Source organism: Burkholderia ambifaria AMMD (assembly GCF_000203915.1).
Lineage (GTDB): Bacteria > Pseudomonadota > Gammaproteobacteria > Burkholderiales > Burkholderiaceae > Burkholderia > Burkholderia ambifaria.
Genome location: NC_008391.1, coordinates 990,789 through 1,013,406 on the forward strand (window position 1 = coordinate 990,789; position 22,618 = coordinate 1,013,406).

Sequence of the window (22,618 nt, forward strand, 5' to 3'; positions counted from 1 at the left end):
TCATGGCGCACGCGCACGAGATGCTGACCGTCCGCTCCGGCGACGTGAAACTCGCCGTGTATGTCAGCGGCCCGCGGCGCGCGCCGCCGCTGATCCTCGTGCACGGCTATCCCGATTCGGCGGCCGTGTGGGCGCCGGTGCGCGCGCGGCTCGCGAAGCGCTACCGCGTGATCGCCTACGACGTGCGCGGCGCCGGGGCGTCCGATGCGCCGCGCCGCCGCGCGGATTACGCGCTCGCGCGGCTCGCGGAGGACCTGAAGGCCGTCGCCGACGCGACCTGCGGCAACCGGCCGTTTCATTTGGTCGGTCACGACTGGGGGTCGATCCAGTGCTGGGAGGCCGTGACCGATCCCGCGTTCCGCGGCCGGATCGCGTCGTACACGTCGATCTCCGGGCCGTGCCTCGACCACGTGTTCCGCGCGAAGATGCGGCTCAAGCAGAGCCTGAAGTCGTGGTACATCGCGTTCTTCCATCTGCCGGTCGTGCCGTCGCTGGTGTGGCGGCTCGGCGGCGCCGCACTGTGGCCGCGCTGGTTGCAGTTGACCGAGCGCGTGCGGCCCGAGCGCGATCCCGCGCAGTTGAAGAACGCGCTGAACGGCTTGCAGCTTTACCGCGCGAATTTCCTCGCCCGGGCGAGACGGCCGCGCGAGCGGTATGCGCAGGCGCCGGTCCAGATCCTCGTGCCGGTGCGCGACCGCTACGTCACGCCCGAGATGTCGGTCGATCTCGACCGCTGGCTCGGTGAGCACGTGCGCGAGGAAATCGACGGCGCGCACTGGATCGTGGTGCGCGATCCGGAGCTGATCGCCGCGCGGATCGACCGGTTTGCCGCGGCGCATGAAAGACCGGCCGCGGCGACCCTGGCGGCGGCCCCCGCGACGGCGAGCGCCCCGGCTCAGCGCAACGCCGGCAGGCGCTTGAACAGCGTTTCGTAGTCGATCACCAGCCCGTCGGCATCGATGTCCATCTCCGCCGTGAAATTCCGGAAGATCCCTTCGTAGCGGTAGCGCCGGCCGGGCTCGATGCAGGCGTAGGCCTGCTTGACCGGCGCGACGGTCAAATCCGGCGTCGAGATGTACGCGACGTCGATCGGCCGCCGCTCGCCGCGCGCGAGACGGAGGCGGCCGATCGGCAGCGAATTCGTGAATGGCGTCGCCGCGATGTCGATGTCGACGCAGCCATCCAGTTCCGGCAGCGCGCTGCCCGAACCGTCGCGCCAGTGGCCGGCGCCGTCCCCATGCAGTTCGAGCGTGCCGCCGCCCATCACCCTGAGCACCGCATATCTGACCCGCCACTGCGGATCGCACTCGATCCGGTACGCAAGCCCGTACGCGCGGCCGTACCGCTGGCCGACCACGGCGCTTTCGACGACGATGCCGGTTTCAGCACGATCGAACGTCAGGTGTTCGATTCCGTCGCCCTCGAGCGACGCCCAGCGGATTTCTCGCATCGTTCCTCCGAAAACGCTAACGAGAGCGCAAATTTACTACCAGAGCCCGCAAATGTCGCGAAAACGTTAACGCCCCGCCCCAATTCGGGGCACCTGCCTCAAATCCCGAGTATCCAGAATTCCCTATTCCGGTGCACGGGAGAGTGTCCTATGCTCGCGGCTCGTCCTGCTCCACCGCCGCCATGCCTACCGCCCGCCCTGCCTCGCCGTCGATCGACCTGCGCATCCTGCTGCGCAGCATCGGACAGATCGTGCTGCAGGCGAACGCGTTCACCGGCGCGATGCTGGTCGCCGCACTCGCGCTGACCGACCTGCGGCTCGCGTGCGCGGCGCTGGTCGGCGCGGCCGCCGCGAACGTGACCGCAGTGCTGACCGGCGCGGAACGCCGCACCGTCGAACAGGGTCTGCACGGCTTCAACGGCGCGCTCGCCGCGCTGGTGGCCGTCGTCTTTGCGCCCGCCCCGCTGGCGCTCGTGCTTACACCGCTCGCCGCGATCGGCGCCGCGCTCGTGCAGCGCGCAATGCGCACCCCGCTCGCGAAATGGCACCAATGCCCATATTCGAGTCCGTGCCTTGCCGCCACCGCGCTATGGTTGCCGTTTGTCGCGATGCAGCATGCGAGCGGTGTCGCGACAGATCCGGCGCCGACGCTTTCCTCGGTCGCCGCCGCGCTGCTGTCGGGCGTCGCGCAAACCGCTTTCGCACAACGCCCGTGGGCCGGTATGCTGATCGTTGCCGGCATCGCGGTCGCATCGCGCCGCGCGGCCGCGTTCGCACTCGGCGGCGCGATCGTGTCGACCGTGCTGCTGGTCGCACTCAGCGCAGGCGATACCGCATTTACCGACGGCCTGCTCGGCTTCAACGGCGCGCTCGCCGCGCTTGCGCTGATGTCGCGCGGCACGCGCGCGGCGCTCGCGGCGGCCGCACTGGCCGCGCTGATCCAGTGGCTCGCGATGCGCGCGGACGTCCCGGCGCTCACGGCGCCGTTCGCTCTGGCGTCGTGGATCACGGTAGCCGTCGTGCGCCGCTTTACCCTCGGAGAACCCGATGTCGTCATTCGCACACCGTCCTGACGCCGTGAAGCCCGGCGGCCCGGTCTCGGACGCCGAGCGCCGGCTGCGCGTCGATCTCGCCGCCGCGTATCGCCTCGTCGCGCTGAACGGCTGGGACGACCTGATCTACACGCACCTCTCCGCGACGGTGCCGGGCGAGCCCGGTCATTTCCTGATCAATCCGTTCGGTCTCACGTTCGACGAAGTCCGTGCATCGAATCTCGTGAAGATCGACCTGGCCGGCAACCGGATCGGCGACAGCGAGCATGCGGTCAACGTGACGGGCTTCGCACTGCATGCGGCCGTCCATGCCGCGCGGCCGGACGCCGTGTGCGTGATGCATCTGCACAATACGGCCGGCATCGCCGTGTCGATCCAGCGCGACGGGCTGCTGCCCGCATCGCAGCACGCGCTGCGGTTTCACGGCGACCTCGCGTATCACGACTACGAGGCGCTCGCCTTCTCTCCGGCCGAAGGCGCGCGGCTGACCGCCAGTCTCGGCGCGAAATCCGCGATGCTGCTGCGCAACCACGGCACGCTGACGGTCGGCCGGACCGTCGCCGAAGCGTATGTGCTGATGGATACGCTGATCAAGGCGTGCGACATCCAGGTGCGCGCGCAGGCAGGCGGCGGGCCGCTCGTGCTGCCCGAGCCGGCCGTCGTCGCCCGCACCGCCGAGCAATTGCGCGATGGCGGCGCGATCGAGGGCGAACTGGAATGGCCGGCGCTGCTGCGCCGCCTCGACCGCATCGATCCGTCGTATCGCGACTGACGCCGCCGGCGTCCCGACGAACACGAACCGATTCCCCCCAACCCATCGGAGCATCCAATCATGCCGACTTTCAATATCCAGTTGTTCGAAGGCCGCACGGTCGAGCAGAAACGCGCATTCGTCGAAGCGATCACGCGTGCCACGTGCGAGACGCTCGGCTGCGACCCGGGCTCGGTCGACATCATCCTCGCCGACGTGAAGAAGGAGAACTGGGCGACGGCCGGGAAGCTGTGGAGCGACGAGCTCTGATACCGGCCCGTTCGGCGTCGCCGGAACCTCCCGCGCGATACGCGCTCGAACCGCGGTGACACCCGACCGAACGCGCCGCACGACGCGGCGCTCGAAGGAGACCGCATGATCGACGACAAACGTATCGCCACCGCACTGAACGACATGATCCTGTCGATGGGCGGGCAACTGGATCAATCGCTGCGGCAGGTCCAGGAGACCTGTCCACCTCATGAATTCATCGCCTATCGCGAATTCGTGTCGCAAGTATTGACCACGATGCTGCTCGACTTCATGAACCCGCTCTACGCGCGGCACCCCGACCTGAAGCCGCCGGACCTCGCCTGACCCTCCCGCGCAGCGCCGCCCACGCGCGCTGCGTGCGCCCCTTCCTTCCCTGCGCCCCGTTGTGCGCCCGCACATCGCTCCGTCACGCAATCGGCGCATAATGCCGAACACACAACGCAGCAGCCAATGGCCAGCCGATCAGGAGACCGCCATGGAAGCGAAGAACGAGGAAGTCGTCGCACACCTGCTCTCGGATGTCGTCGAATTCGCGCGCGGGCGCCTGCCCGAAGCCACGTTCCGGATCGTCGAACCGTTCCTGCGTCATTACTACGACTTCGTCGACGCCGACGATCTGCAGGATCGCAGCATCGCCGACCTGTACGGCGCCGCGATGGCGCACTGGCAGACCGCCCAGAAATTCGTGCCCGGCAGCGAGCGGCTGCGCGTGTACAACCCGATCGTCGAGCAGCACGGCTGGCACTCGGACCACACGGTGATCGAGATCGTCAACGACGACATGCCGTTCCTCGTCGACTCGGTGACGATGGCGGTGAACCGCCTCGGGCTCGCGCTGCACTCCGCGCTGCACCCGGTGTTCCGCATCTGGCGCGGCGGCAACGGCGGGATCGAGCGCGTCGACGCCGGCGGCGCGACGGCCCCCGACGGCCAGTCGCAGCTCGCGTCGTTCATCCATTTCGAAGTCGACCGCTGCGGCGACGCCGCGCTGCTCGACACGCTGCGCGACGACATCGCGCGCGTGCTCGGCGACGTGCGCGCGTCGGTCGAGGACTGGCCGAAGATCGTCGACATCGCGCGCGCGACGATCAAGGACATGAAAGCCCGCGAATCCACTGCGGAAGACATCGAGGCGCGCGCGTTCCTCGAATGGATGGCGGCCGACCACTTCACGTTCCTCGGCCAGCGCGACTACTCGCTGGTATCGGACGGGTCGGGCTTCGGGCTGCGCGGCGTCGAGGGCTCCGGCTTCGGCCTGCTGCGCGAATCGCTGCGGCCGTCGGGCGCGCCGGACGTGACGCCGCTGCCGCCGGCGGCCGCCGAGATCATCACCGGCCCCTGGCCGATCTTCCTGACCAAGGCGAACTCGCGCGCGACCGTGCACCGGCCCGGCTACCTCGACTACGTCGGCGTGAAACTGGTCGGCGCCGACGGCAAGGTGACCGGCGAGCGCCGCTTCATCGGGCTCTACACGTCGACCGCGTACATGGTGTCGAGCGCCGAGATCCCGATCGTGCGGCGCAAGTGCGCGAACATCGTGCGGCGCGCGGGCTTCCTGCCGAAGGGGCATCTCGGCAAGTCGCTGGTGACGGTGCTCGAAACCTATCCGCGCGACGAACTGTTCCAGGCCGACGAAGACCAGCTCTACGACATCGCGCTCGGCATCCTGCGCCTGCAGGAGCACCAGCGCACGCGCCTGTTTGTGCGGCGCGACCGCTTCGACCGCTTCGTGTCGTGCCTCGCGTTCGTGCCGCGCGACAAGTACAACACCGACCTGCGCCGCCGCATCGCGAAGCTGCTCGTCGACGCATACAACGGCGTGAACGTCGAATTCACGCCGCTGCTGTCGGAATCGGCGATCGCGCGGATTCATTTCGTCGTCCATGCGGAACCGGGCACGATGCCCGACGTCGACACGCGCGAGCTCGAAGCGCGGCTCGTGCAGGTCGCGCGCCGCTGGCAGGACGATCTCGCGGACGCGCTGCTCGACGCGTTCGGCGAAGAGCAAGGCAACCGGCTGCTGCAGCGCTATGCGGAATCGTTTCCGGCCGGCTATCGCGACGACTATCCGGCGCGCACGGCCGTGCGCGACATCGAGCTGATCGAGCGCGTGAAGGAGTCGGGCCAGCTCGCGATGAACCTGTACCGCCCGATCGAGGCCGGCCCGCGCGCGTTCCGCTTCAAGGTGTATCGCGCGGGCGACCCGATCGCGCTGTCGCGCAGCCTGCCGATGCTGGAGCATTTGGGCGTGCGCGTCGACGAGGAGCGGCCGTACCGGATCCAGACGCAGGATGCCGCGCCCGCATGGGTACACGACTTCGGCCTTGAACTCGCCGACGATACCGAATTCGACATCGAGCGCGTGAAGGGCCTGTTCGAGGATGCGTTCGACCGGATCTGGAGCGGCCGGATCGAGAACGACGACTTCAACCGCCTGGTGTTGCGCGCCCACCTGAGCGCCCGTGAGGTCACGATCCTGCGGGCGTATGCGAAATATCTGCGGCAGGTCGGCTCGACGTTCAGCGACGCATATATCGAGCGCGCGCTGACCGGCAACCCGGTGATCGCACGGCAGCTCGTCGAGCTGTTCCTGCTGCGCTTCGACCCGGCCATCGGCGGCACGCGCGACGTGCAGGCCGAACACCTGCTGAAGGCCATCGAGACGGCGCTCGACCAGGTGCCGAACCTCGATGAAGACCGGATCCTGCGCCAGTTCCTCGGCGTGATCAACGCGACCGAGCGCACCAACTATTTCCTGCTCGACGCGAACGGCGAAGCGAAGCCGTACCTGTCGTTCAAGTTCAATCCGGCGAAGGTGCCCGGCCTGCCCGAGCCGAAGCCGATGTTCGAGATCTGGGTGTATTCGCCGCGCGTCGAGGGCGTGCACCTGCGCGGCGGGCGCGTCGCGCGCGGCGGGCTGCGCTGGTCCGACCGCCGCGAGGATTTCCGCACCGAGGTGCTCGGGCTGATGAAGGCGCAGATGGTGAAGAACGTCGTGATCGTGCCGGTCGGCTCGAAAGGCGGCTTCGTCGTGAAGAACCCGCCGCCGCCGAGCGATCGCGAAGCGTGGATGCGCGAAGGCATCGCGTGCTATCAAACGTTCCTGCGCGGCCTGCTCGACCTGACCGACAATCTCGCCGGCAACACGATCGTGCCGCCGCCCGACGTGGTGCGGCACGATCCCGACGATCCGTATCTCGTCGTCGCGGCCGACAAGGGCACGGCCACCTTCTCCGATTACGCGAACGCGATCTCGCACGAATACGGCTTCTGGCTCGACGATGCGTTCGCGTCCGGCGGCTCGGTCGGCTACGACCACAAGAAGATGGCGATCACCGCGCGCGGCGCATGGGAATCGGTGAAGCGGCACTTCCGCGAGATGGGCGTCGATACGCAGACGACCGATTTCACCGTGGTCGGCGTCGGCGACATGTCGGGCGACGTGTTCGGCAACGGGATGCTGCTGTCGCCGCATATCCGGCTCGTCGCCGCTTTCGATCACCGGCACGTGTTCCTCGATCCGAACCCCGACCCGGCGACGAGCTTCGCGGAGCGCGAGCGGATGTTCGCGCTCGAACGCTCGAGCTGGGCCGACTACGACACCTCCGTGATCTCGCAGGGCGGCGGCGTGTACGCGCGCACCGCGAAGACGATCCCGCTGTCGCCGGCCGTGCAGGCCGCGCTCGGCATCGACGCGCAGGCGCTGCCGCCGACCGAGCTGATCCGCGCGATCCTGCAGGCGCCGGTCGACCTGCTGTACAACGGCGGCATCGGCACCTACGTGAAGGCCGCGCACGAAAGCCACCAGCAGGTCGGCGATCGGGCGAACGACGCGGTGCGCGTGAACGGCGCGGACCTGCGCTGCAAGGTCGTCGGCGAAGGCGGCAACCTCGGCTGCACGCAGTTCGGCCGCATCGAGTTCGCGCAGCGCGGCGGGCGCATCAACACCGACGCGATCGACAACTCGGCGGGCGTCGATTGTTCGGATCACGAAGTCAACATCAAGATCCTGCTCGGCCTCGTCGTCAGCGACGGCGAGATGACCGAGAAGCAGCGCAACGCCCTGCTCGCGGAAATGACCGACGAAGTCGGGCTGCTGGTGCTGCGCGACAACTACTACCAGACGCAGGCGCTGTCGATCGCGGGCCGCTACAGCGTCGAGCTGCTCGACGCCGAGGCGCGCCTGATGCGCTGGCTCGAACGCGCGGGCCGCCTGAACCGCGTGATCGAGTTCCTGCCGACCGACGATGAGATCGCCGAACGGCAAACCGCGAAACAGGGCCTGACGTCGCCGGAGCGCGCGGTGCTGCTCGCGTACAGCAAGATGTGGCTGTACGACGCGCTGCTCGACTCCGACGTCCCGGAGGATCCGCTCGTCGCCGCGATGCTCGTCGACTATTTCCCGACGCCGCTGCAACAGCGCTTCAACGAACCGATGCAGCGCCACCCGCTGCGTCGCGAGATTCTCGCGACGCACCTGACCAATGCGCTCGTCAACCGCGTCGGCTGTGCGTTCGTGCACCGGCTGATGGAGGAAACCGACGCGAAGCCGGGCGACATCGTGCGCGCGTGCATCATGGCGCGCGACGTGTTCGATCTCGATGCGGTGTGGCGCGACATCGATGCGCTCGACAACCGCGTCGCCGACGACGTGCAGGCGCGCATGTTCGTCGACGTCGCACGGCTGCTGGAGCGCGCGGCGCTGTGGTTCCTGCGGCAGCTGCAATCGGGCGCGGTCGCCAACGGCGGCGTCGCCGGCTTGATCGCGCGCTGCCGCGACGCGGTGCAGCGCCTCGCGCCGCAATTGCCGTCGCTGCTGCCGACGAGCGATCTCGAAGCGTTGTCCGAGCGGCAGCGCGTACTGGTGGACGCCGGCGTCGACAGCGCGCTCGCCGGGCGCGTCGCGAACGGCGACATCTCCGCCGCGCTGCTCGACATCGCCGAAGTGGCCGCGACTTGCGATCGCAGCCTCGAGCTGGTCGCGGGCGTGTACTTCTCGCTCGGCACGCTGCTGAACTACCGGTGGATCGGCGAACGCGCGGCCACGCTGCCGGCGCCGACGCACTGGGACATGCTGGCGCGCGCGGCCGCGCTCGCGGAAATCGCGCGGCTCAAGCGCACGCTTGCCACCAGCGCGCTGGCGGAATCGGCCGACTCGACGGCGCCGGAGACGATCGTCCACGCGTGGCGCGAACGCCGCGAAGCCGCGCTGGAGCGCTACGAGCATCTGCTCGCCGACTTGCGCGCGTCGGGTGGCGCGAGCCTCGCGGTGCTGCTCGTGATCGTGCGCGAGATGGCCGTGCTGGAACGCGCGTGACGGCTGAGCGCGGCGTTACACCGTCGCGACCAGCAGCTCTTCCGCGTTGTTCGGCGGACGCAGGCCGTCGGGTCGATCGGCGAAGTAGCGGCGCGTGAGCTCCGCGGCCGACACATGCTCGGCGCGCGCGAAGCCGGCCTGCGTCGCGAGCGCGCGGATCTCCGCCGGCATGAAAAAGCTGATGAACGGCGTGCCGCTCGCGGCCGCACCCTTCGCCGCCATTTCGAGCCCGGGGCGCACGTCCGGATCCGCATGCTCGAGCGGCAGCAGGAAGGTCATCGCGAACGTCGAACCCGGCGCGAGCGACGCGACTTCGCGTAGCGCCGCCGCGTTCGCGTCGCGCGTCAGGTACATGCTGACGCCGGTGGACACCACGACCGCCGGTTTGCCCGCATCGAAGCCCGCGCCAATCAGCGCGTCGCGCCACGACTGCTTCGCCTCGAAATCGACCGGCACGAACCGCAGCCAGTCCGGCACGCCGAAACCGAGCTCGGTCAGGCGGCGCCGCTTCCACGCCTGCGGCGCGGGCGGATCGACTTCGAAGACGGTCAGGCGCGACGCCATCTCCGGCCGGCGCTGCACGAAGCTGTCGAGTCCCGCGCCGAGAATCACGTACTGGCTCACACCCTGCGCGGCCTGCGCGACGACGAGATCCTCGATGAAGCGCGCCCGCGCGACGATCGATGCGCGAAACGGCCGCGTGAACTGGGGATCCATGTCGCCGCGCTGCTGCCAGCCGGGCGCCGGTGCAAGCAGGCGCAGGCCGACGTCATCGGCGAGCACGTGCGGCGGCGCATCGAGCTCGACGTGCAGCGCGCGCCACAGCGCGACGCGGGCGGCGGTGCTGTCGGGGGCGTCCTGATGGTCCTGCGGCTGGGCCTGATGGAGGTCGGTCATCGCCGCGGCCTCATGCAGCCGATATGCCCGGCGCCTGCAGGCGCCACACGCGACCGTCGGGATCTCGCACGGTCATGTCCCGCGTGCCCCAGTGCGTATCCTCGAACGGCGTGACCACGTCGACGATCGGCTGCGGCCTGACCGACTGTTCGTCCGGCACCGTCAGCACGACCTGCATGTCCGGCTTCTCGCTCGTCGGCACTTCGGCGATGAACAGATACGGGCCGTCGCCGCGCCTCAACTGGCCCGACGCGTGATCGGTTTCGAATTCCAGCGTGAAGCCCAGCGCCTGGAAGAACTTCGCCGACTTGCCCCAGTTGTGCGTCGTCAGGTACACGGCTTCGATTCGCCCGGATGACATGTCACTCCTCCTTGTTGGACGGCCCGACTCCCGGTGGCGGAGCGGCCAGATACGCGCGCAATGCGTCGGCCACCAGCGCGGACAACGACTGCTCCGTTTCGATGGCGCGATGCTTGACCTGCCGGATCAGGCTCAGCGGCAGGTACACGTTGAACTGCTTCACTTCTTCGTCGCTCATGAGTACTAGTATGCTAGCAAAATAGCAAAAGTCAAACACGGAACGGAATCGGCGGCGTGGCGTGTGGCGGACGCCGACGCCGGCCATGCCGCCGCTCGCCACGCGCTCACGTCATGTTGGCCCGCGCCGCCACCCGCGCGAACAGCGCGTCGAGATCGAAGCCGGTCGTATCGATGCCGATGGTGTCGCGCAGGCATGCGCCCCACGCCGCCGCGTCGTCGAACGTGACGGTGCGCCCCGCGCCCGCCGCGTCGCGCAGCGTCAGCACGGTGTTGAACAGCGCCGCGCGGCCGTCCGGCAGCACGCGGCATGCGATCAGGTCGTTCACGAAGATCGATTCGGGATACGTCGACGTGAACCAGTTCGCGGCCTCGTAATCGATCCACTCGGCCCGCTTCAGCGAGAAGCGATAGGTCGTCTGCCAGCCGTCGGGAATCTCGAACTGCATGTCGAACTCGCCGTCGACCGGCGCGCCGACCACACGAAACGCGCCGTGCGGCGTCAGTTGCCGCTCGTCGGGCACGAAGCGCAGCGGCGCGGTGAGTGTCGCGCTGCCGAAGCCGATGTCCGCGAGCCACGTCGCGCCGTCGAGATCGATGCGCAGCAGCATGTGCGTCTGCGCGGTGACGACGTCGGGCGGCCGCATCCAGCGCACGCGCGCGATCAACGGCGTCACGCGGAAACCGATGTGGGTGAGCGCGGTATAGAACAGCTTGTTGAGTTCGAAGCAGTAGCCGCCGCGGCGGTGCGCGACCACCTTGTCGACGATCGCCGGCACGTCGAGCGCGACACGCGCGCCGGTCAGCGGATTGAGGTTTTCGAACGGGATCGCCTGCGGGTGCAGCAGATGCAGCCGGCGCAGCACGTCGAGCGTCGGCTCGGCCGGGCCGTCGTAGCCGATGCGGGCGAAATAGCGCGGGAGGTCGAACGAGTCAGTCATGAACCGGCACCGGGAACGGGGAACACGCACGATAGCATCGAGCGCAATCCCCATGTTGCGCGGGGCCTTCCCGGCGTTGCGTGCGCGGCGCGGCTACCAGCACCGTGGCGCGCGGCGCCGGCAACGTTACGGCAGCAGCTTCAGCGCGGACGACGCGACCGCCGGCACCGAGATGCCCTGGCTCGTCGCGAACTGCACGGCCTGGCTGAGCGTCGACGCGAGCGACTGCAACTGGCTCGGCGCGCTTTGCGCGATATACGACGCTGCCTGCATGTTCTGCGGATTCAGGCCCGCCTGCAGCAGCGATGCGGCGCTGGTCGAACCGAGACTGCCGAGCCCCGACTGCAGCTGCGAGTACTGCGTGAGGCCCTGGCCGAGCGATGCGAGGCCGTTGCTGAACGCCTGTTTGTCCACCGGGCCGTGCGTCGCACCGCCGCTCGCGAACGCCTGGCCAAGCGCCTGCGACACCGACTGCTGCGCGCCGCCCATTTGCGACAGCGCGGCCGGCGTCAATGCGTTGCCGCCGCCGAGCAGCCCGGCGGCCTGCTGCGCCTGCCCGGCCGCGCCGGTGAGCCCCATCGCCGACGCCAGCGACGACTGGCCGGCCAGCACCTGCTGGTTCGCGCCGACATACGCCTGCAGCAACTGCGCGACGCCGCCCTGCGACGGTGCGGCCTGCTGCTGCCCGCCGCCGAGCAGCGACGATCCGATCGATTGCAGGTCGAGTTGTGCATGCGCGCTGCCGTTGACGCCCAGCAGGATGCCGAATGCGATGCCCGCCGATGCGAGGTGCTTGCCCGTCGCGCGAATCTGCTTCATCTGTTTCCCTCGTGCCCGAATTATTGATGCGGATATTGTCGAAGCGCGTCGCGCGCCGCCGCAACGACTGAAACACATCGAAACGAAATCGCGCGCCGCGGCCGCTTGCAATTCCGCCGCCGTCCGGGCTCGCCGCGCGCATTCGTCCGCATTTGCCGCGCGATCTCGGCGGCGCATCGGGATTCGTTCCTTGCCTGCATCAATATTGCTGGTCGCGGGCGCCCGGGATCGAGGCCGCCGCGTGCGTCAGGCAGCCATCCAGGCCGGCAGCCGCCGGCCGACCCAGTCGGCCGCCTGCTCGTAGCCGCGCGCGAGCTGCAGCACCGCGAGATCCGCGCGCGGCCGGCCGATCAGCTGCATCCCCATCGGCAGCCCCGCGTCGTTGAAGCCGACCGGCACGCTGATCACCGGGCAGCCGGCCAGCGTCCACGGCACGACCGTTTCCATCCAGCGGTGGTAGGTATCCATCGCGCGGCCCGCGATTTCCTTCGGCCAGCGCTGTTCGACGTCGAACGGGAACACCTGCGCGGTCGGCGCCGCGATGAAGTCGTAGCGATCGAAGAAGCTCAGCACGGCCTGATGCCACGCGGTGCGCTCGATGCTCGCGTCGAACACGTCGGCAGCCTGCATCGCGAGCAGCCCTTCGACCTCGTAGATCGCCTCGGGCTTGAGCAGCGCACGCCGTGCCGGGTCGCGATAGTGCGCGAGCAGCCCGCCGCCGGACAGCAGATGCCGATGCGTGAGCCAGAGGCGCCAGATCCGCTCGGGCGCGAACGCCGGCAGCGCCGCATCGACGTCGCAGCCGATCTCGCGCAGCGTCGCGAGCCCCTTTTCGCACTGCGCGAGCACGCCCGGCTCGGTCGCGAGATAACCGTTCCAGTCGCCGACCCATGCGATGCGCTCGCCGCGCAGGTCCTTGTCGAGCGCCTTCGTGAACACCGCGGGATCTTCCGCGAGCGACAGCGGATCGTTCGGGTCGTAGCCGGCCTGGATCGACAGCAGGTGCGCGACGTCGCCGACCGTGCGGCCCATCGGCCCTTCGATGCCGAGCTGCTGCATGAACACGTCGACGGCCGGCCAGCGCGGCACGCGGCCCTGCGACGGACGCAAGCCGTAGATGTTGCAGAACGCGGCCGGATTGCGCAGCGAGCCGCCGAAGTCGCTGCCGTCCGCGACCGGCAGCATGCGCGCGGCGAGCGCCGCCGCCGTGCCGCCGCTGCTGCCGCCCGCGCTCTTCGTCAGGTCGTACGGATTGCGCGTCGCGCCGTGGACTTCGTTGAACGTGTGCGAGCCGAGACCGAACTCCGGCGTGTTGGTCTTGCCGATGAAGATCGCGCCCGCCGCGCGCATCCGCCCGACGCCGACCGAGTCGGCCTGCGGCACGTTATCGCGGAAGATCGGCGAGCCGTAGGTCGTCCGCAACCCTTTCGTCATCGCGATATCCTTCGGCGCCTGCGGCATCCCGTGCAGCCAGCCGTGATATTCGCCGCGGGCGAGCGCCGCATCCTTTTCCGCGGCTTCGGCGAGCAGCGTCGCGCGATCGCGCAGCGAGACCAGCGCGTTCACCGCGCCGTTCACGCGCTCGATGTGATCGAGATACGCACGCATCGTCTCGACGCAGGAGACCGCCTTGCTGCGGATCGCCGATGCGAGCTCGCCGGCCGACAGGCGCACGATCGGGTCGACGGTGATGGAAGCGGGGGCGAGAAACTGCGGGGCGCCGTGCGGCATGCGAGGTCTCCTGGAACTGGAAGGGAATGGCGAGCCGCGTGGTGGGCCGCACTCCGTCCCGAGCGGCCGGCAACGGGCCTGGAATGGGCTGGAGGGGCCGCGCCGCGACCGATGCCCTACTCTACGCGACGCCCGCTGGCCGACCTTCGATATTTTCCCGCGCGATTCATTGAGGATCCGACTAAATCGGCGTGCCGCATGGCGGCAGGACGGGGTTTGCCGACCGGCCGATGAAAACGTTTATGCGCATAAACTTAAATTTCTTATATTTCTAATAGGCGCAACACAACGCGACGGCTGGCGTTGACGGCATTTTTACGTGGCCGCCCGATTTCTTTAGATCGAGCGATCCGGCGGCGCGCTACGCTGGAAACATCTCGACTTCGGAGCATCGTCCATGCTCAAGCTGCTGGTTCCTGTCGGTCATTCGCCCCGTTCGCTTCAGGCGGTCCGCCATGCGACCTTCCTGTATCACGAACGCTGCGCATCGGAGATCGTGCTGATCAACGTACAGCCGCCGCTCGAAGCGACGCGGCTCGAGGCGTTTCACCCGCTGTCGCGGCTGCGCTCGATCGAGGACAAGTTCGCGTGCGAGGATCTGGCGATGGCCGAGCGGGTGCTGCGGGAAGCCGGAGTCCGGTACAGCGTCGTGAAGAAGGTCGGGCCGGTGGCCGACACGATCGCGGCCGTCGCGGCCGAGATGGGCTGCGACGAAATCGTCGTCGTCGCGCCGCGGCTCGATCCGGTTCATACGATGCTGTCGATGTTCCGCCGCAGCGTGATGAGCCGGCTCGTGCGGATTTCGAATGTGCCGGTGACGGCGGTGCGATAAGCGGCTGATCGCCGCGGCGTCGCCGTCGTGTTGGGCGGCACCGCGTCGTCGGGCTCGATGCTCGCACCGGCGGGACGAGGCCGCCATGGACCCGCTCAGGCGGGTCGTTTCATTCGCGTCGATTCAAGGACGCGCATAGCACGGCGCAAAAGCCGTCGTGCGCCATGTACCGATACTGCGACGCACACGCGTGCGTTGTCGCGCAGCATCGACCGGCTTACTTGATCGCCTTGCGCCAGAACACGAGATAGGCCGCCGCGGAAGACGCGCCCAGCAGAATGACCCACAACGGCGCCATGCTGATCAGGACCGAAGAGACGTTAAGCATTTGGATTCCTCACTATTTCGATAGCGATGTTCAACACGTACCTGCTGCATTCGGAACCGCCGCGCCCATCGCTTTGCCGCGCATCGCGTTCCGTCAGAACATGCATTCATGCTATCGCTGCGACCGGTCGCGCGACCGTCTCGCCCTGCCCGCATCCTGACATTCGTCAAACTTGGATCGATTGCACGCCGATCCAGCCGCGTGCTACTCCTTTCCCCGCCACGATGGGCAAAAAGGGACGTCATTACGTCGGCCCACGGGCATTTCAGCAGACGATTACCCGGGGAAGCCCCAATGCTTCGCCCAACGTGTCCGCGTTACGCTTGAGCGACGAGGAGACGAATCATGAGACGAGTGGTACACATCGCTTTTTTCGCGCTGCTGGCCTACCTGATCGGCGATCGGGCGCTGCTGCATGCGCAAGGCCGCGACGCCAGTCCGACCGCGTGCTCGCAAGGCGCCGAGCAGGTGAAATACGACGCGCTCAGCCGCGGCTTCGGCAACGCGGCAGCCAGCAGCCAGAGCGAGGCATTCATGTCCGGCTGCCTCGTGACCGGACGTGGCAATCAGGATGCCGCGATGGCCGCGCGTTGAGGTCGAACGGGCGCTGCCGTGTCGGCTGCGCCCGCGTCGCGTGGCCGGGAGTGGTCGCGCCGGGCGCTTTCCGTCCTTTGTGCTCCGCGCGACCGCGCCCCCCCGACCTGCCGATAGCCGGCAATACGCCGTCAATCCCGCGCTCGACGAATCGATGAACGGCCTGCGCACCGCTTCACGCAAGCAAGTCCATGCCAGAGCGGCCACAGCACTTAGTGCTCCGCGGGACCGGCCCTGACCTGCCGTAAGGTCGCAATACGCCGTCAACCCCGCGCGCGACGAATCGATGAGCGGCCTGCGCGCCATTCCACGCAAGTCCATGCCATTGCGGCTGCGGCACTTAGTGCTCCGCGGGACCGGCCCTGATCTGCCGTTAGCCCGCAATACACCGTCAATCCCGCGCGCGACGAATCGATGAGCGACCTGCGCGCCATTCCACGCAAGTCCATGCCATTGCGGCCGCGGCAAAAACCTCCGGGCAACGCGCGTCGACGGCCGATTTGGCGCGGCTGATTCACCCGCGCGCCGTCCGCCCAGCCTCCCCTATACACGCCTCCCGCGCGCCTCCCCGCGCACCGCCCGCAGCGGCTTTCCGCTGGGCGCGACTCCGCAAGCGAAGCCCATCGCCCCGCCAATCCCGCCCGGGCACGCCGCTTGCGACTCCGTTGGCCTTCCTAACGGGCCGCCAACATGAACGACAACGAGTCCATCGATTCCGCACAACAACCGCGCTCTCGCGCGACCACGTGGCTCCGTCGCCTCGGGCCGGGGCTCGTCACCGGCGCCGCCGACGACGATCCTTCCGGCATCGGTACCTATTCGCAAGCGGGTGCGCAGTTCGGCTTCGAACTGCTGTGGTCGCTGCTGCTGACCTATCCGCTGATGACTGCCATCCAGCTGATCAGCGCGCGCATCGGCCGCGTGACCGGCAAGGGCCTCGCGTCGAACATGCGCACGCACTATCCGCCGTGGCTGCTCTATTCGACCGTCGCGCTGCTGACCATTGCGAACGTGATCAACATCGCGGCCGACCTGTCGGCGATGGGCGCGGCGGTCAAGTTGCTGCTGCACGGCCCGCAAGAGCTCTATGTCGTCTGCCTGGGCGGCGTGTCGGTCGTGCTGCAGATCTTCGTGCCGTACGACCGCTACGCCCGCCTGCTCAAATGGACCGCGCTGACCCTGCTCGCCTATGTCGCGGTCGCGCTGATCGTGCCCGTCCCGTGGCACGAGGTCGGCCGTGCGATCGTGCTGCCGCAGATCCAGTTGAACGCCGCGTACCTGACGACGGTCATCGCCGTGCTCGGCACCACGATCAGCCCTTATCTGTTTTTCTGGCAGGCGTCGCAGGAAGTCGAGGAATTGCGCGCGGCGCCGAACCAGCGACCGCTGCGAATCATGCCTCACCAGGCGCCCGCGCAGTTGCGCCGGATCAGCGTCGATACCTGGGTCGGCATGGGCGTGTCGAACATCATCGCGTTCTTCATCACGCTGACGGCCGCGGCGACGCTCCACATGCATCACATCGACGTGAAGACGTCGGCCGATGCCGCACGGGCACTCGAGCCCGTCGCCGGGCACTTCGCATACGTGCTGTTCGCGCTCGGGATCATCGGCACCGGCCTGCTGGCGCTGCCGGTTCTCGCGGGATCCGCCGCGTATGCGGCCGCGGGCACCTTCCGCTGGCGCAACAGCCTCGCGTTGCGGCTGGGTGTCGCGCCCGAGTTCTACGGCGTGATCGCATTGGCGACCATCGGCGGCGTCGCGATCACGTTCATGCATTTCGACCCGATCCGGGCGCTTTACTGGAGTGCGGTCATCAACGGCGTGACGGCGGTGCCGATCATGTTCGTGATGATGCTGATGGCTGGCAGCAGACGGATCATGGGCGAATTCGCCGTCAGGGGCGTGCTGGCATGGGGCGGCTGGCTCGCGACGTCCGCGATGGTGATCGCGGCGATGGGCGTGCTCGTGCCGGATTGAGCGGCCCCGCCGCGCCGCCCTGTCGGCGCTTCGCCTCGCCGGAATCAACCGGCATCGCGCGGTGCACACGCACCGGGAACGCATGCCGCGGATGGAAGGAGGACGCATCGTGGCCAAGAAAACCACCGGATCGGCCAAGCTGCCGGCCTGCGACCAGCGCGCGCCCATTCTCGCCAATTTGCGCAGCCGCAAGATGGCGCGCTCGATCCACACCTATACGCGCGGCAGCGCCGAGCACTTTTACGCATGGCTGGCGGACCATCGATCCGGCACCGTGCCCGACGGTCCCGCGATATGGATCGGCGGCGATTGCCATCTCGGCAATCTGGGGCCCGTCGCGTCGAAGACGGGTGAAGTCGCCGTGCAGATTCGCGATCTCGACCAGAGCGTGATCGGCAATCCGGTCCACGATGTGCTGCGTCTGGGGTTCTCGCTCGCCACCGCGGCGCGCAGCTCCGATCTGCCCGGCATCATCACGTGGCGGATGATCGAGGCGCTCGCCGACGGATACGAGCAGGCGTTCGACAGCCGGCGCCGCGACGAACTCAGCCACATGCAACGCCCTCACGAGGTGCAGATCGCGATGAAGGCGGCGCTGCATCGCTCGTGGCGCAAACTCGACCGGCAGACGATCATGAACACCGCGCCGCACATCCCGTTGGGCAAACGCTTCTGGCCGCTGTCGGAACGGGAGCGCAGCGCCATCCTCACGCTGTTCGAAACCGCGCCGGTTTCGACGATCGGCGCAGCGCTCAGCCGCACGGCACATTGCGACGCCGGCATGAAGGTCCTCGACGCCGCGTTCTGGGTGAAGGGCTGCAGCTCGCTGGGCCGACGCCGTTACGCGGTGATGCTCGATATCGACGACGCCTGTTCCGACGGACATCCGCCCTACCTGATCGACATCAAGGAAGCCAGGGCCGCCAAGGCGCCCAAATACCCCGGCGTGCGCATGCCGGGCGATGCCGCACAACGCGTGCTCGAAGGCGCGCGGCACGTGTCGCCGATGCTGGGCAGCCGGATGTGCGCGGCGCGCCTCGACGGGCGCGCCGTCGTGATGCGCGAATTGATGCCGCAGGATCTGAAACTGGAAGCGGAACGGCTGTCGGAGGCCGACGCGGTGAAAGTCGCCCGCTACCTCGCGCTGGTCATCGGCCGCGCGCATGCCGCGCAGATGGACGACGCAACGCAGCGCGCGTGGCGCGCCGAGTTGCGTCGCCAGCGTCCGAAGACCCTCGACGCGCCTTCATGGCTGTGGAAAAGCATCATCGAACTGATGGCCGCGCATGAGCAAGCGTATCTCGAACATTGCCGGCGCCATGTGCTCGGCAAGGCGGTCCGCTGAATCGGCGCAGCGGTCATGCGCTGCGAAGGTTTTGCGCGATCAGCCGATGTCCGGGCGAATCACCAGCTCGTTGAAACCGGTGCCCGCGTCGGGTTCACGCGAGAAACGATGCGCGGGCAACAGCACGAGCAGTATCTCGGCGGTCGTACGCACCACGCAGCCGCTTGCGACGTGCCCGCCCGATACGCGGCCTTGCGCGTCGGAAACCGACATGTGCAGGTGCGCGCCGTCCGGCGAGACCGAACCGGCCAGCGTCAGGATTTCGAGGTCGCCGCGCAGTTCGGTCGGTGAGTCGACGCCGGCATAGCGCAACTGCGCGACGTTCAGGCTGCCGATGCCCTGGATCACGAATGCCGCGTGTGCGCGAAGCCCGCGCGACGCGTGCTCGATGGCGGCGCGCAGATCGTCGCCGGGGGAAAGACGCAGAGGATGGGCTTGCATGGTCGATCACCTGCTGATGGGCCTGGATGTCGACAAAGCGTACGTTCGACCAGGCAATCCGGCAACCCTGCGCCTGCCGGATGGAACCTCGTCGCAGCAACATCCGGCGCTCACGTTACACGGTGAACCGTTCGCTCGCGAACTGCGCGTCCGGCACGCCGGCGGCGATCGCGACTTCCCGCGCAGCTTCGACGAGCGGCGGCGGCCCACAGACGTAGACGTCCGGCAGCACCGGCGCGTGCGCCAGCGCCGCGCGCAACGCGTCGACCGGCGTACCGCGCAGCCCGGTCCATTCCACGCCGGGCCGCCATACGCACACATCGACCCGCAACTGCGGCAACTCGGCCCGCAAGCGTTCCAGTTCGTCGAGCATGAACAGTTCGCTTTCCTCATTGACGCCGAAGAACAGCCGCGCGTCGCCCATCTCCTGATACTCGGCCATGCGCCGCAGCATCGACAGAATCGGCGCGAGGCCCGTGCCGCCCGCGACGAACCAGCGCGGCCGCAGGCTGTCGGCGAACAGGCCGAACCCGCCCATCGGCACACGCACGGTCAGCCGATCGCCGGGCCGCGCGCGTTCGCGCAGATAGGTCGAGAACCAGCCGCCCGCCCGCAGCCGGATCAGGAACTCCAGCCGGCCATCCCAGTTACTCGTGTTCGCGAGCGAATAGGGCCGGCGCAGGCCGCTGCCCGGCACTTCCAGCTCCGCGAACTGGCCGGCTTCGAACTCCGCCGCCACGCCGAACGCGTCGTCGGGCTCGATCTGCAGTTCGACGCGCATCGTGTCGCGCGCGATCGCGTCGAGCGCGGCGATCCGCGCCGTGCGCACGGGCACCGGCTGCAGCAGCACCTTGGCGCGGTCGTACGGCGCCGCAACCCGCAGATCGCCGAGCGGCGTCGTCCGGCACAGCAATACCGCGCCAGGCTGGTCGGCCGGCAACGCGTCGGCGCTGTGCGCCTGCATCTCGTACGGGCCGTCGACGACGGTCGCCTGGCATGCGCCGCAGCTCCCGCGCCGGCATTGCGACGGCAGCGTGATGTCGGCTTGCGCCGCCGCCGCGAGCAGATCCTGGCCGGGCTCGCAGTCGAAGCCGAACGGCGCGCCGTCACGCGTCGTGATCTCGATCCGGTAGCTCATCGAACGATCCTGCTCATGCCGCCCGGCGCGCGAGCGCCGCGGCGAGGTCCGCGCCGGCGTCGCCGATCGGCTGGATTCCGAACTGATCGACCAGCACCGCGAGCACGCCCGGCGTGACGAACGCGGGCAGCGTCGGCCCGAGCCGGATGTTGCGGATGCCGAGCGCGAGCAGCGTCAGCAGCACGGCCGCTGCCTTCTGTTCGAACCACGAGATGACGAGCGACAGCGGCAGGTCGTTCACGCCGCATTCGAACGCATCGGCGAGCGCGGTCGCGATCCGGATCGCCGAATAGCTGTCATTGCACTGCCCGATGTCGAGCAGGCGCGGGATGCCGCCGATATCGCCGAACGCGTGCCGGTTGAACCGGTACTTGTTGCAGCCGAGCGTCATCACGACCGTATCGTCGGGCGCCTGTTCCGCGAACTCGGTGTAGTAATTACGCCCCGGCGCCGCGCCGTCGCAGCCGCCGATCAGGAAGAAGTGGCGGATCTGCCCGGCCTTCACCGCGTCGATCACCTTGTCGGCGACGCCCAGCACCGCATGCCGGCCGAACCCGACGGTGATGGTCTGCTCCGGCGCCGTGGCCTGGAAGCCCGGCAGCGCCTGGGCGGCACGGATCAGCGTCGGGAAATCGTGATGTTCGAGATGGCGCACGCCCGGCCAGCCGACCGGCCCCGTCGTGAAGATGCGCTGCCGGTATTGCGGCAGCGGCTCGATGATGCAGTTGGACGTCATCAGGATCGGCCCGGGGAAACGCGCGAAGTCGCTCTGCTGGTCCTGCCATGCGCCGCCGTAGTTGCCGGCCAGATGCGGGAAAGCCTTCAGCGACGGATACGCGTGAGCCGGCAGCATTTCGCCATGCGTGTAGACCTGGATGCCGGTGCCCGCCGTCTGTTCGAGCAGCGCGTGCAGATCGCCCAGATCGTGGCCCGACACGAGGATCGCCTTGCCCGCCACCGGCGACACGCGCACGGCGCTCGGCTGTTGCACGCCGAAGCGGCCGGTGTTCGCGTTGTCGAGCAGTTCCATCACCGTCAGGTTCAGCCGGCCGAGATCGAGCGCATGCGCGAGCAGTGCGTCGACGTCGGCGGGATTGCCCGCGAGGAATGCGAGCGCCGCGTCGACGCCTTCGTAGATGTCGTCGCGCTCGTAGCCGAGCACCTGCGCATGATGCGCATACGCGCACACGCCCTTCAGGCCGTACAGCACCAGCGCGCGCAGCCCGACGATATCCGCGCCCACCGTGTCGAGGCCCGCGTCGATGCCGACGCTCGCCGCCTGCTTCAGCAAGCCCGCCAGATCGTCCGCCGGCTGCCACTCGGCCGGCCCGTGCAGCACCGGCACCGCCGTGCCGGCGGCGCGTGCGTGCGCTTCGCAGGCGGCCTTCACGCGATCGCGCGTCTGCGCGGCTTCACGCAGCAGCGCGACGAAGCGCGCCGCATGGAAGTTCACGTTGGTCAGCGTGGTGAACATCGCGTACAGCACGAAGCGCTCGGCTTCGCGATCGGGCACGCCCATCGTGCGCGCGATCGCGCCGTACTGCGCAATGCCCTTCACCGCATGAACCAGCAGGTCCTGCAGGTCGGCCGTCGTCGAATCCTTGCCGCAATTGCCTTTCGCCGATGCACAGCCGGGCCGCGCGCCGGTCCGGTCGGTCTGTTCGCATTGATAGCAAAACACGGTGTTCTCCTTTGTCGATCATGGGGGCGCGGGTCGGTGCGAAGGGCGCCCGGACGCGTGTTCCGGGCCGCCGGGCCGCTCGCCCGCTTCAAGATGCTTCTCTGATGCATCTTTTTCATGATGTTTCGGCACGCGCTTCGCGACCGTGATGCAGATCAACAAACGGGATGCCGGCCGGTGAGGCAACTTGTCGCTAGGATTGCCCGCCGGCTTCAGGCGACGGTGCGGACGGTGCGCTTGCGTCGTCGGCATCCGCGCATGCGATGCCCCAGTCGCCGTATCGATACCAGTCGTCGCCGAGCAGTTCGCTCGGGTGCTGGGTCCGGCTGGAGCCGTTGCCGCAACGCATCGACTGCGTCGGGCAATAGTTGTCGCATCCCCAGCAGATCCGCTCCGGATGCACGGGATGCAGCGGAAATTTCTTGGCCATGATGCGTCGTCTTCCCGGTATCGGTTCGTTCGCTACCGTTCGACTCTAGTGCACGGGAAAGCGACGCCGATGCGGCATTC

Annotated in this window: 21 protein-coding genes; 10 read left to right on the forward strand and 11 right to left on the reverse strand. The window is 68.3% G+C overall.

What is annotated here, in order from left to right; translation table 11 throughout:
• The first annotated feature begins 2 nt into the window (after positions 1-2).
• Positions 3-935 (forward strand): alpha/beta fold hydrolase, encoded by a 933-nt coding sequence (locus BAMB_RS20410; RefSeq protein ID WP_011659066.1) that lies wholly within the window; start codon positions 3-5, stop codon positions 933-935.
• Here the strand turns inward: BAMB_RS20410 and BAMB_RS20415 are convergent.
• Complete coding sequence (locus BAMB_RS20415) at positions 896-1,450, reverse strand: putative glycolipid-binding domain-containing protein (protein ID WP_011659067.1); 555 nt, start codon at positions 1,448-1,450, stop codon at positions 896-898. The genes BAMB_RS20410 and BAMB_RS20415 overlap by 40 nt on opposite strands.
• A 182-nt stretch (positions 1,451-1,632) precedes the next feature.
• Here BAMB_RS20415 and BAMB_RS20420 point away from each other — a divergent pair, with 182 nt between their 5' ends.
• The 5 genes from BAMB_RS20420 (at position 1,633) to BAMB_RS20440 (ending at position 8,843) form a co-directional block, all read left to right on the forward strand.
• Positions 1,633-2,523 carry an urea transporter gene (locus BAMB_RS20420; protein ID WP_011659068.1) on the forward strand — a complete coding sequence of 297 codons (891 nt, stop codon included), beginning with the start codon at positions 1,633-1,635 and terminating at the stop codon, positions 2,521-2,523.
• The gene (locus tag BAMB_RS20425) at positions 2,498-3,274 is read left to right on the forward strand and encodes a class II aldolase/adducin family protein (RefSeq protein WP_011659069.1); all 777 of its coding nucleotides are present in this window, start codon (positions 2,498-2,500) and stop codon (positions 3,272-3,274) included. The genes BAMB_RS20420 and BAMB_RS20425 overlap by 26 nt, the downstream gene beginning before the upstream one ends.
• Before the next feature lie 60 nt (positions 3,275-3,334).
• Entirely contained in the window at positions 3,335-3,523 is a 189-nt protein-coding gene (locus BAMB_RS20430) for a 4-oxalocrotonate tautomerase (RefSeq protein ID WP_011659070.1), read from the forward strand.
• A gap of 105 nt (positions 3,524-3,628) precedes the next feature.
• Positions 3,629-3,850 carry a hypothetical protein gene (locus BAMB_RS20435; RefSeq protein WP_011659071.1) on the forward strand — a complete coding sequence of 74 codons (222 nt, stop codon included), beginning with the start codon at positions 3,629-3,631 and terminating at the stop codon, positions 3,848-3,850.
• A 151-nt stretch (positions 3,851-4,001) separates the two neighbouring features.
• Positions 4,002-8,843 (forward strand): NAD-glutamate dehydrogenase, encoded by a 4,842-nt coding sequence (locus BAMB_RS20440; protein WP_011659072.1) that lies wholly within the window; start codon positions 4,002-4,004, stop codon positions 8,841-8,843.
• A gap of 15 nt (positions 8,844-8,858) precedes the next feature.
• On the opposite strand, the gene BAMB_RS20445 is transcribed toward BAMB_RS20440, so the two are convergent.
• The 6 genes from BAMB_RS20445 to BAMB_RS20470 all read right to left on the reverse strand — a co-directional run bounded on the left by BAMB_RS20445 (position 8,859) and on the right by BAMB_RS20470 (position 13,769).
• Positions 8,859-9,740 (reverse strand): class I SAM-dependent methyltransferase, encoded by an 882-nt coding sequence (locus BAMB_RS20445; RefSeq protein WP_011659073.1) that lies wholly within the window; start codon positions 9,738-9,740, stop codon positions 8,859-8,861.
• Positions 9,741-9,750: 10 nt separating this feature from the next.
• The gene (locus BAMB_RS20450) at positions 9,751-10,101 is read right to left on the reverse strand and encodes a VOC family protein (RefSeq protein ID WP_011659074.1); all 351 of its coding nucleotides are present in this window, start codon (positions 10,099-10,101) and stop codon (positions 9,751-9,753) included.
• Between the two features lies 1 nt (position 10,102).
• Positions 10,103-10,279: a ribbon-helix-helix domain-containing protein gene (locus BAMB_RS20455; protein WP_041491491.1), complete on the reverse strand. Its 177-nt coding sequence runs from the start codon at positions 10,277-10,279 to the stop codon at positions 10,103-10,105.
• 106 nt (positions 10,280-10,385) lie between these two features.
• Positions 10,386-11,219: an arylamine N-acetyltransferase family protein gene (locus tag BAMB_RS20460; RefSeq protein ID WP_011659076.1), complete on the reverse strand. Its 834-nt coding sequence runs from the start codon at positions 11,217-11,219 to the stop codon at positions 10,386-10,388.
• A 126-nt stretch (positions 11,220-11,345) separates the two neighbouring features.
• On the reverse strand, positions 11,346-12,038 hold the full coding sequence (locus tag BAMB_RS20465; protein WP_011659077.1) for a hypothetical protein: 693 nt from the start codon (positions 12,036-12,038) through the stop codon (positions 11,346-11,348).
• A gap of 246 nt (positions 12,039-12,284) precedes the next feature.
• Positions 12,285-13,769, reverse strand: a complete 1,485-nt coding sequence (locus BAMB_RS20470; RefSeq protein ID WP_011659078.1) for an amidase — start codon at positions 13,767-13,769, stop codon at positions 12,285-12,287.
• Positions 13,770-14,166: 397 nt separating this feature from the next.
• On the opposite strand from BAMB_RS20470, the gene BAMB_RS20475 reads away from it, so the two are divergent.
• The 4 genes from BAMB_RS20475 (at position 14,167) to BAMB_RS20490 (ending at position 18,848) form a co-directional block, all read left to right on the forward strand.
• On the forward strand, positions 14,167-14,601 hold the full coding sequence (locus BAMB_RS20475) for a universal stress protein (RefSeq protein ID WP_011659079.1): 435 nt from the start codon (positions 14,167-14,169) through the stop codon (positions 14,599-14,601).
• A gap of 673 nt (positions 14,602-15,274) precedes the next feature.
• Positions 15,275-15,523 carry a hypothetical protein gene (locus BAMB_RS20480; protein ID WP_011659080.1) on the forward strand — a complete coding sequence of 83 codons (249 nt, stop codon included), beginning with the start codon at positions 15,275-15,277 and terminating at the stop codon, positions 15,521-15,523.
• 690 nt (positions 15,524-16,213) lie between these two features.
• Positions 16,214-17,503 (forward strand): NRAMP family divalent metal transporter, encoded by a 1,290-nt coding sequence (locus BAMB_RS20485; protein ID WP_011659081.1) that lies wholly within the window; start codon positions 16,214-16,216, stop codon positions 17,501-17,503.
• An 82-nt stretch (positions 17,504-17,585) separates the two neighbouring features.
• Positions 17,586-18,848, forward strand: coding sequence for a DUF2252 family protein (locus BAMB_RS20490; protein WP_011659082.1), 1,263 nt, complete (start codon positions 17,586-17,588; stop codon positions 18,846-18,848).
• A gap of 39 nt (positions 18,849-18,887) precedes the next feature.
• Here BAMB_RS20490 and BAMB_RS20495 read toward each other — a convergent pair whose 3' ends face one another.
• The 4 genes from BAMB_RS20495 to BAMB_RS20510 all read right to left on the reverse strand — a co-directional run bounded on the left by BAMB_RS20495 (position 18,888) and on the right by BAMB_RS20510 (position 22,538).
• Complete coding sequence (locus BAMB_RS20495) at positions 18,888-19,289, reverse strand: PPC domain-containing DNA-binding protein (protein ID WP_011659083.1); 402 nt, start codon at positions 19,287-19,289, stop codon at positions 18,888-18,890.
• A 115-nt stretch (positions 19,290-19,404) separates the two neighbouring features.
• Positions 19,405-20,427, reverse strand: a complete 1,023-nt coding sequence (locus BAMB_RS20500) for a 2Fe-2S iron-sulfur cluster-binding protein (protein WP_011659084.1) — start codon at positions 20,425-20,427, stop codon at positions 19,405-19,407.
• A 13-nt stretch (positions 20,428-20,440) separates the two neighbouring features.
• On the reverse strand, positions 20,441-22,108 hold the full coding sequence (gene hcp, locus BAMB_RS20505) for a hydroxylamine reductase (RefSeq protein ID WP_011659085.1): 1,668 nt from the start codon (positions 22,106-22,108) through the stop codon (positions 20,441-20,443).
• Positions 22,109-22,301: 193 nt separating this feature from the next.
• Complete coding sequence (locus BAMB_RS20510) at positions 22,302-22,538, reverse strand: DUF3079 domain-containing protein (RefSeq protein WP_011659086.1); 237 nt, start codon at positions 22,536-22,538, stop codon at positions 22,302-22,304.
• Between the last annotated feature and the right edge of the window lie 80 nt (positions 22,539-22,618).

Bases quoted from the DNA above. Each gene is read 5' to 3' on its own strand.
- BAMB_RS20455 (WP_041491491.1), bottom strand. From the start codon at position 10,279: ATGAGCGACGAAGAAGTGAAGCAGTTCAACGTGTACCTGCCGCTGAGC.
- BAMB_RS20510 (WP_011659086.1), bottom strand. From the start codon at position 22,538: ATGGCCAAGAAATTTCCGCTGCATCCCGTGCATCCGGAGCGGATCTGC.
- BAMB_RS20440 (WP_011659072.1), top strand. From the start codon at position 4,002: ATGGAAGCGAAGAACGAGGAAGTCGTCGCACACCTGCTCTCGGATGTC.
- BAMB_RS20435 (WP_011659071.1), top strand. From the start codon at position 3,629: ATGATCGACGACAAACGTATCGCCACCGCACTGAACGACATGATCCTG.
- BAMB_RS20485 (WP_011659081.1), top strand. From the start codon at position 16,214: ATGAACGACAACGAGTCCATCGATTCCGCACAACAACCGCGCTCTCGC.
- BAMB_RS20495 (WP_011659083.1), bottom strand. From the start codon at position 19,289: ATGCAAGCCCATCCTCTGCGTCTTTCCCCCGGCGACGATCTGCGCGCC.
- BAMB_RS20475 (WP_011659079.1), top strand. From the start codon at position 14,167: ATGCTCAAGCTGCTGGTTCCTGTCGGTCATTCGCCCCGTTCGCTTCAG.
- BAMB_RS20480 (WP_011659080.1), top strand. From the start codon at position 15,275: ATGAGACGAGTGGTACACATCGCTTTTTTCGCGCTGCTGGCCTACCTG.
- BAMB_RS20445 (WP_011659073.1), bottom strand. From the start codon at position 9,740: ATGACCGACCTCCATCAGGCCCAGCCGCAGGACCATCAGGACGCCCCC.
- BAMB_RS20460 (WP_011659076.1), bottom strand. From the start codon at position 11,219: ATGACTGACTCGTTCGACCTCCCGCGCTATTTCGCCCGCATCGGCTAC.
- BAMB_RS20450 (WP_011659074.1), bottom strand. From the start codon at position 10,101: ATGTCATCCGGGCGAATCGAAGCCGTGTACCTGACGACGCACAACTGG.
- BAMB_RS20470 (WP_011659078.1), bottom strand. From the start codon at position 13,769: ATGCCGCACGGCGCCCCGCAGTTTCTCGCCCCCGCTTCCATCACCGTC.
- BAMB_RS20425 (WP_011659069.1), top strand. From the start codon at position 2,498: ATGTCGTCATTCGCACACCGTCCTGACGCCGTGAAGCCCGGCGGCCCG.
- BAMB_RS20430 (WP_011659070.1), top strand. From the start codon at position 3,335: ATGCCGACTTTCAATATCCAGTTGTTCGAAGGCCGCACGGTCGAGCAG.
- BAMB_RS20410 (WP_011659066.1), top strand. From the start codon at position 3: ATGGCGCACGCGCACGAGATGCTGACCGTCCGCTCCGGCGACGTGAAA.
- BAMB_RS20465 (WP_011659077.1), bottom strand. From the start codon at position 12,038: ATGAAGCAGATTCGCGCGACGGGCAAGCACCTCGCATCGGCGGGCATC.
- BAMB_RS20415 (WP_011659067.1), bottom strand. From the start codon at position 1,450: ATGCGAGAAATCCGCTGGGCGTCGCTCGAGGGCGACGGAATCGAACAC.
- BAMB_RS20490 (WP_011659082.1), top strand. From the start codon at position 17,586: ATGCCGCGGATGGAAGGAGGACGCATCGTGGCCAAGAAAACCACCGGA.
- BAMB_RS20500 (WP_011659084.1), bottom strand. From the start codon at position 20,427: ATGAGCTACCGGATCGAGATCACGACGCGTGACGGCGCGCCGTTCGGC.
- BAMB_RS20420 (WP_011659068.1), top strand. From the start codon at position 1,633: ATGCCTACCGCCCGCCCTGCCTCGCCGTCGATCGACCTGCGCATCCTG.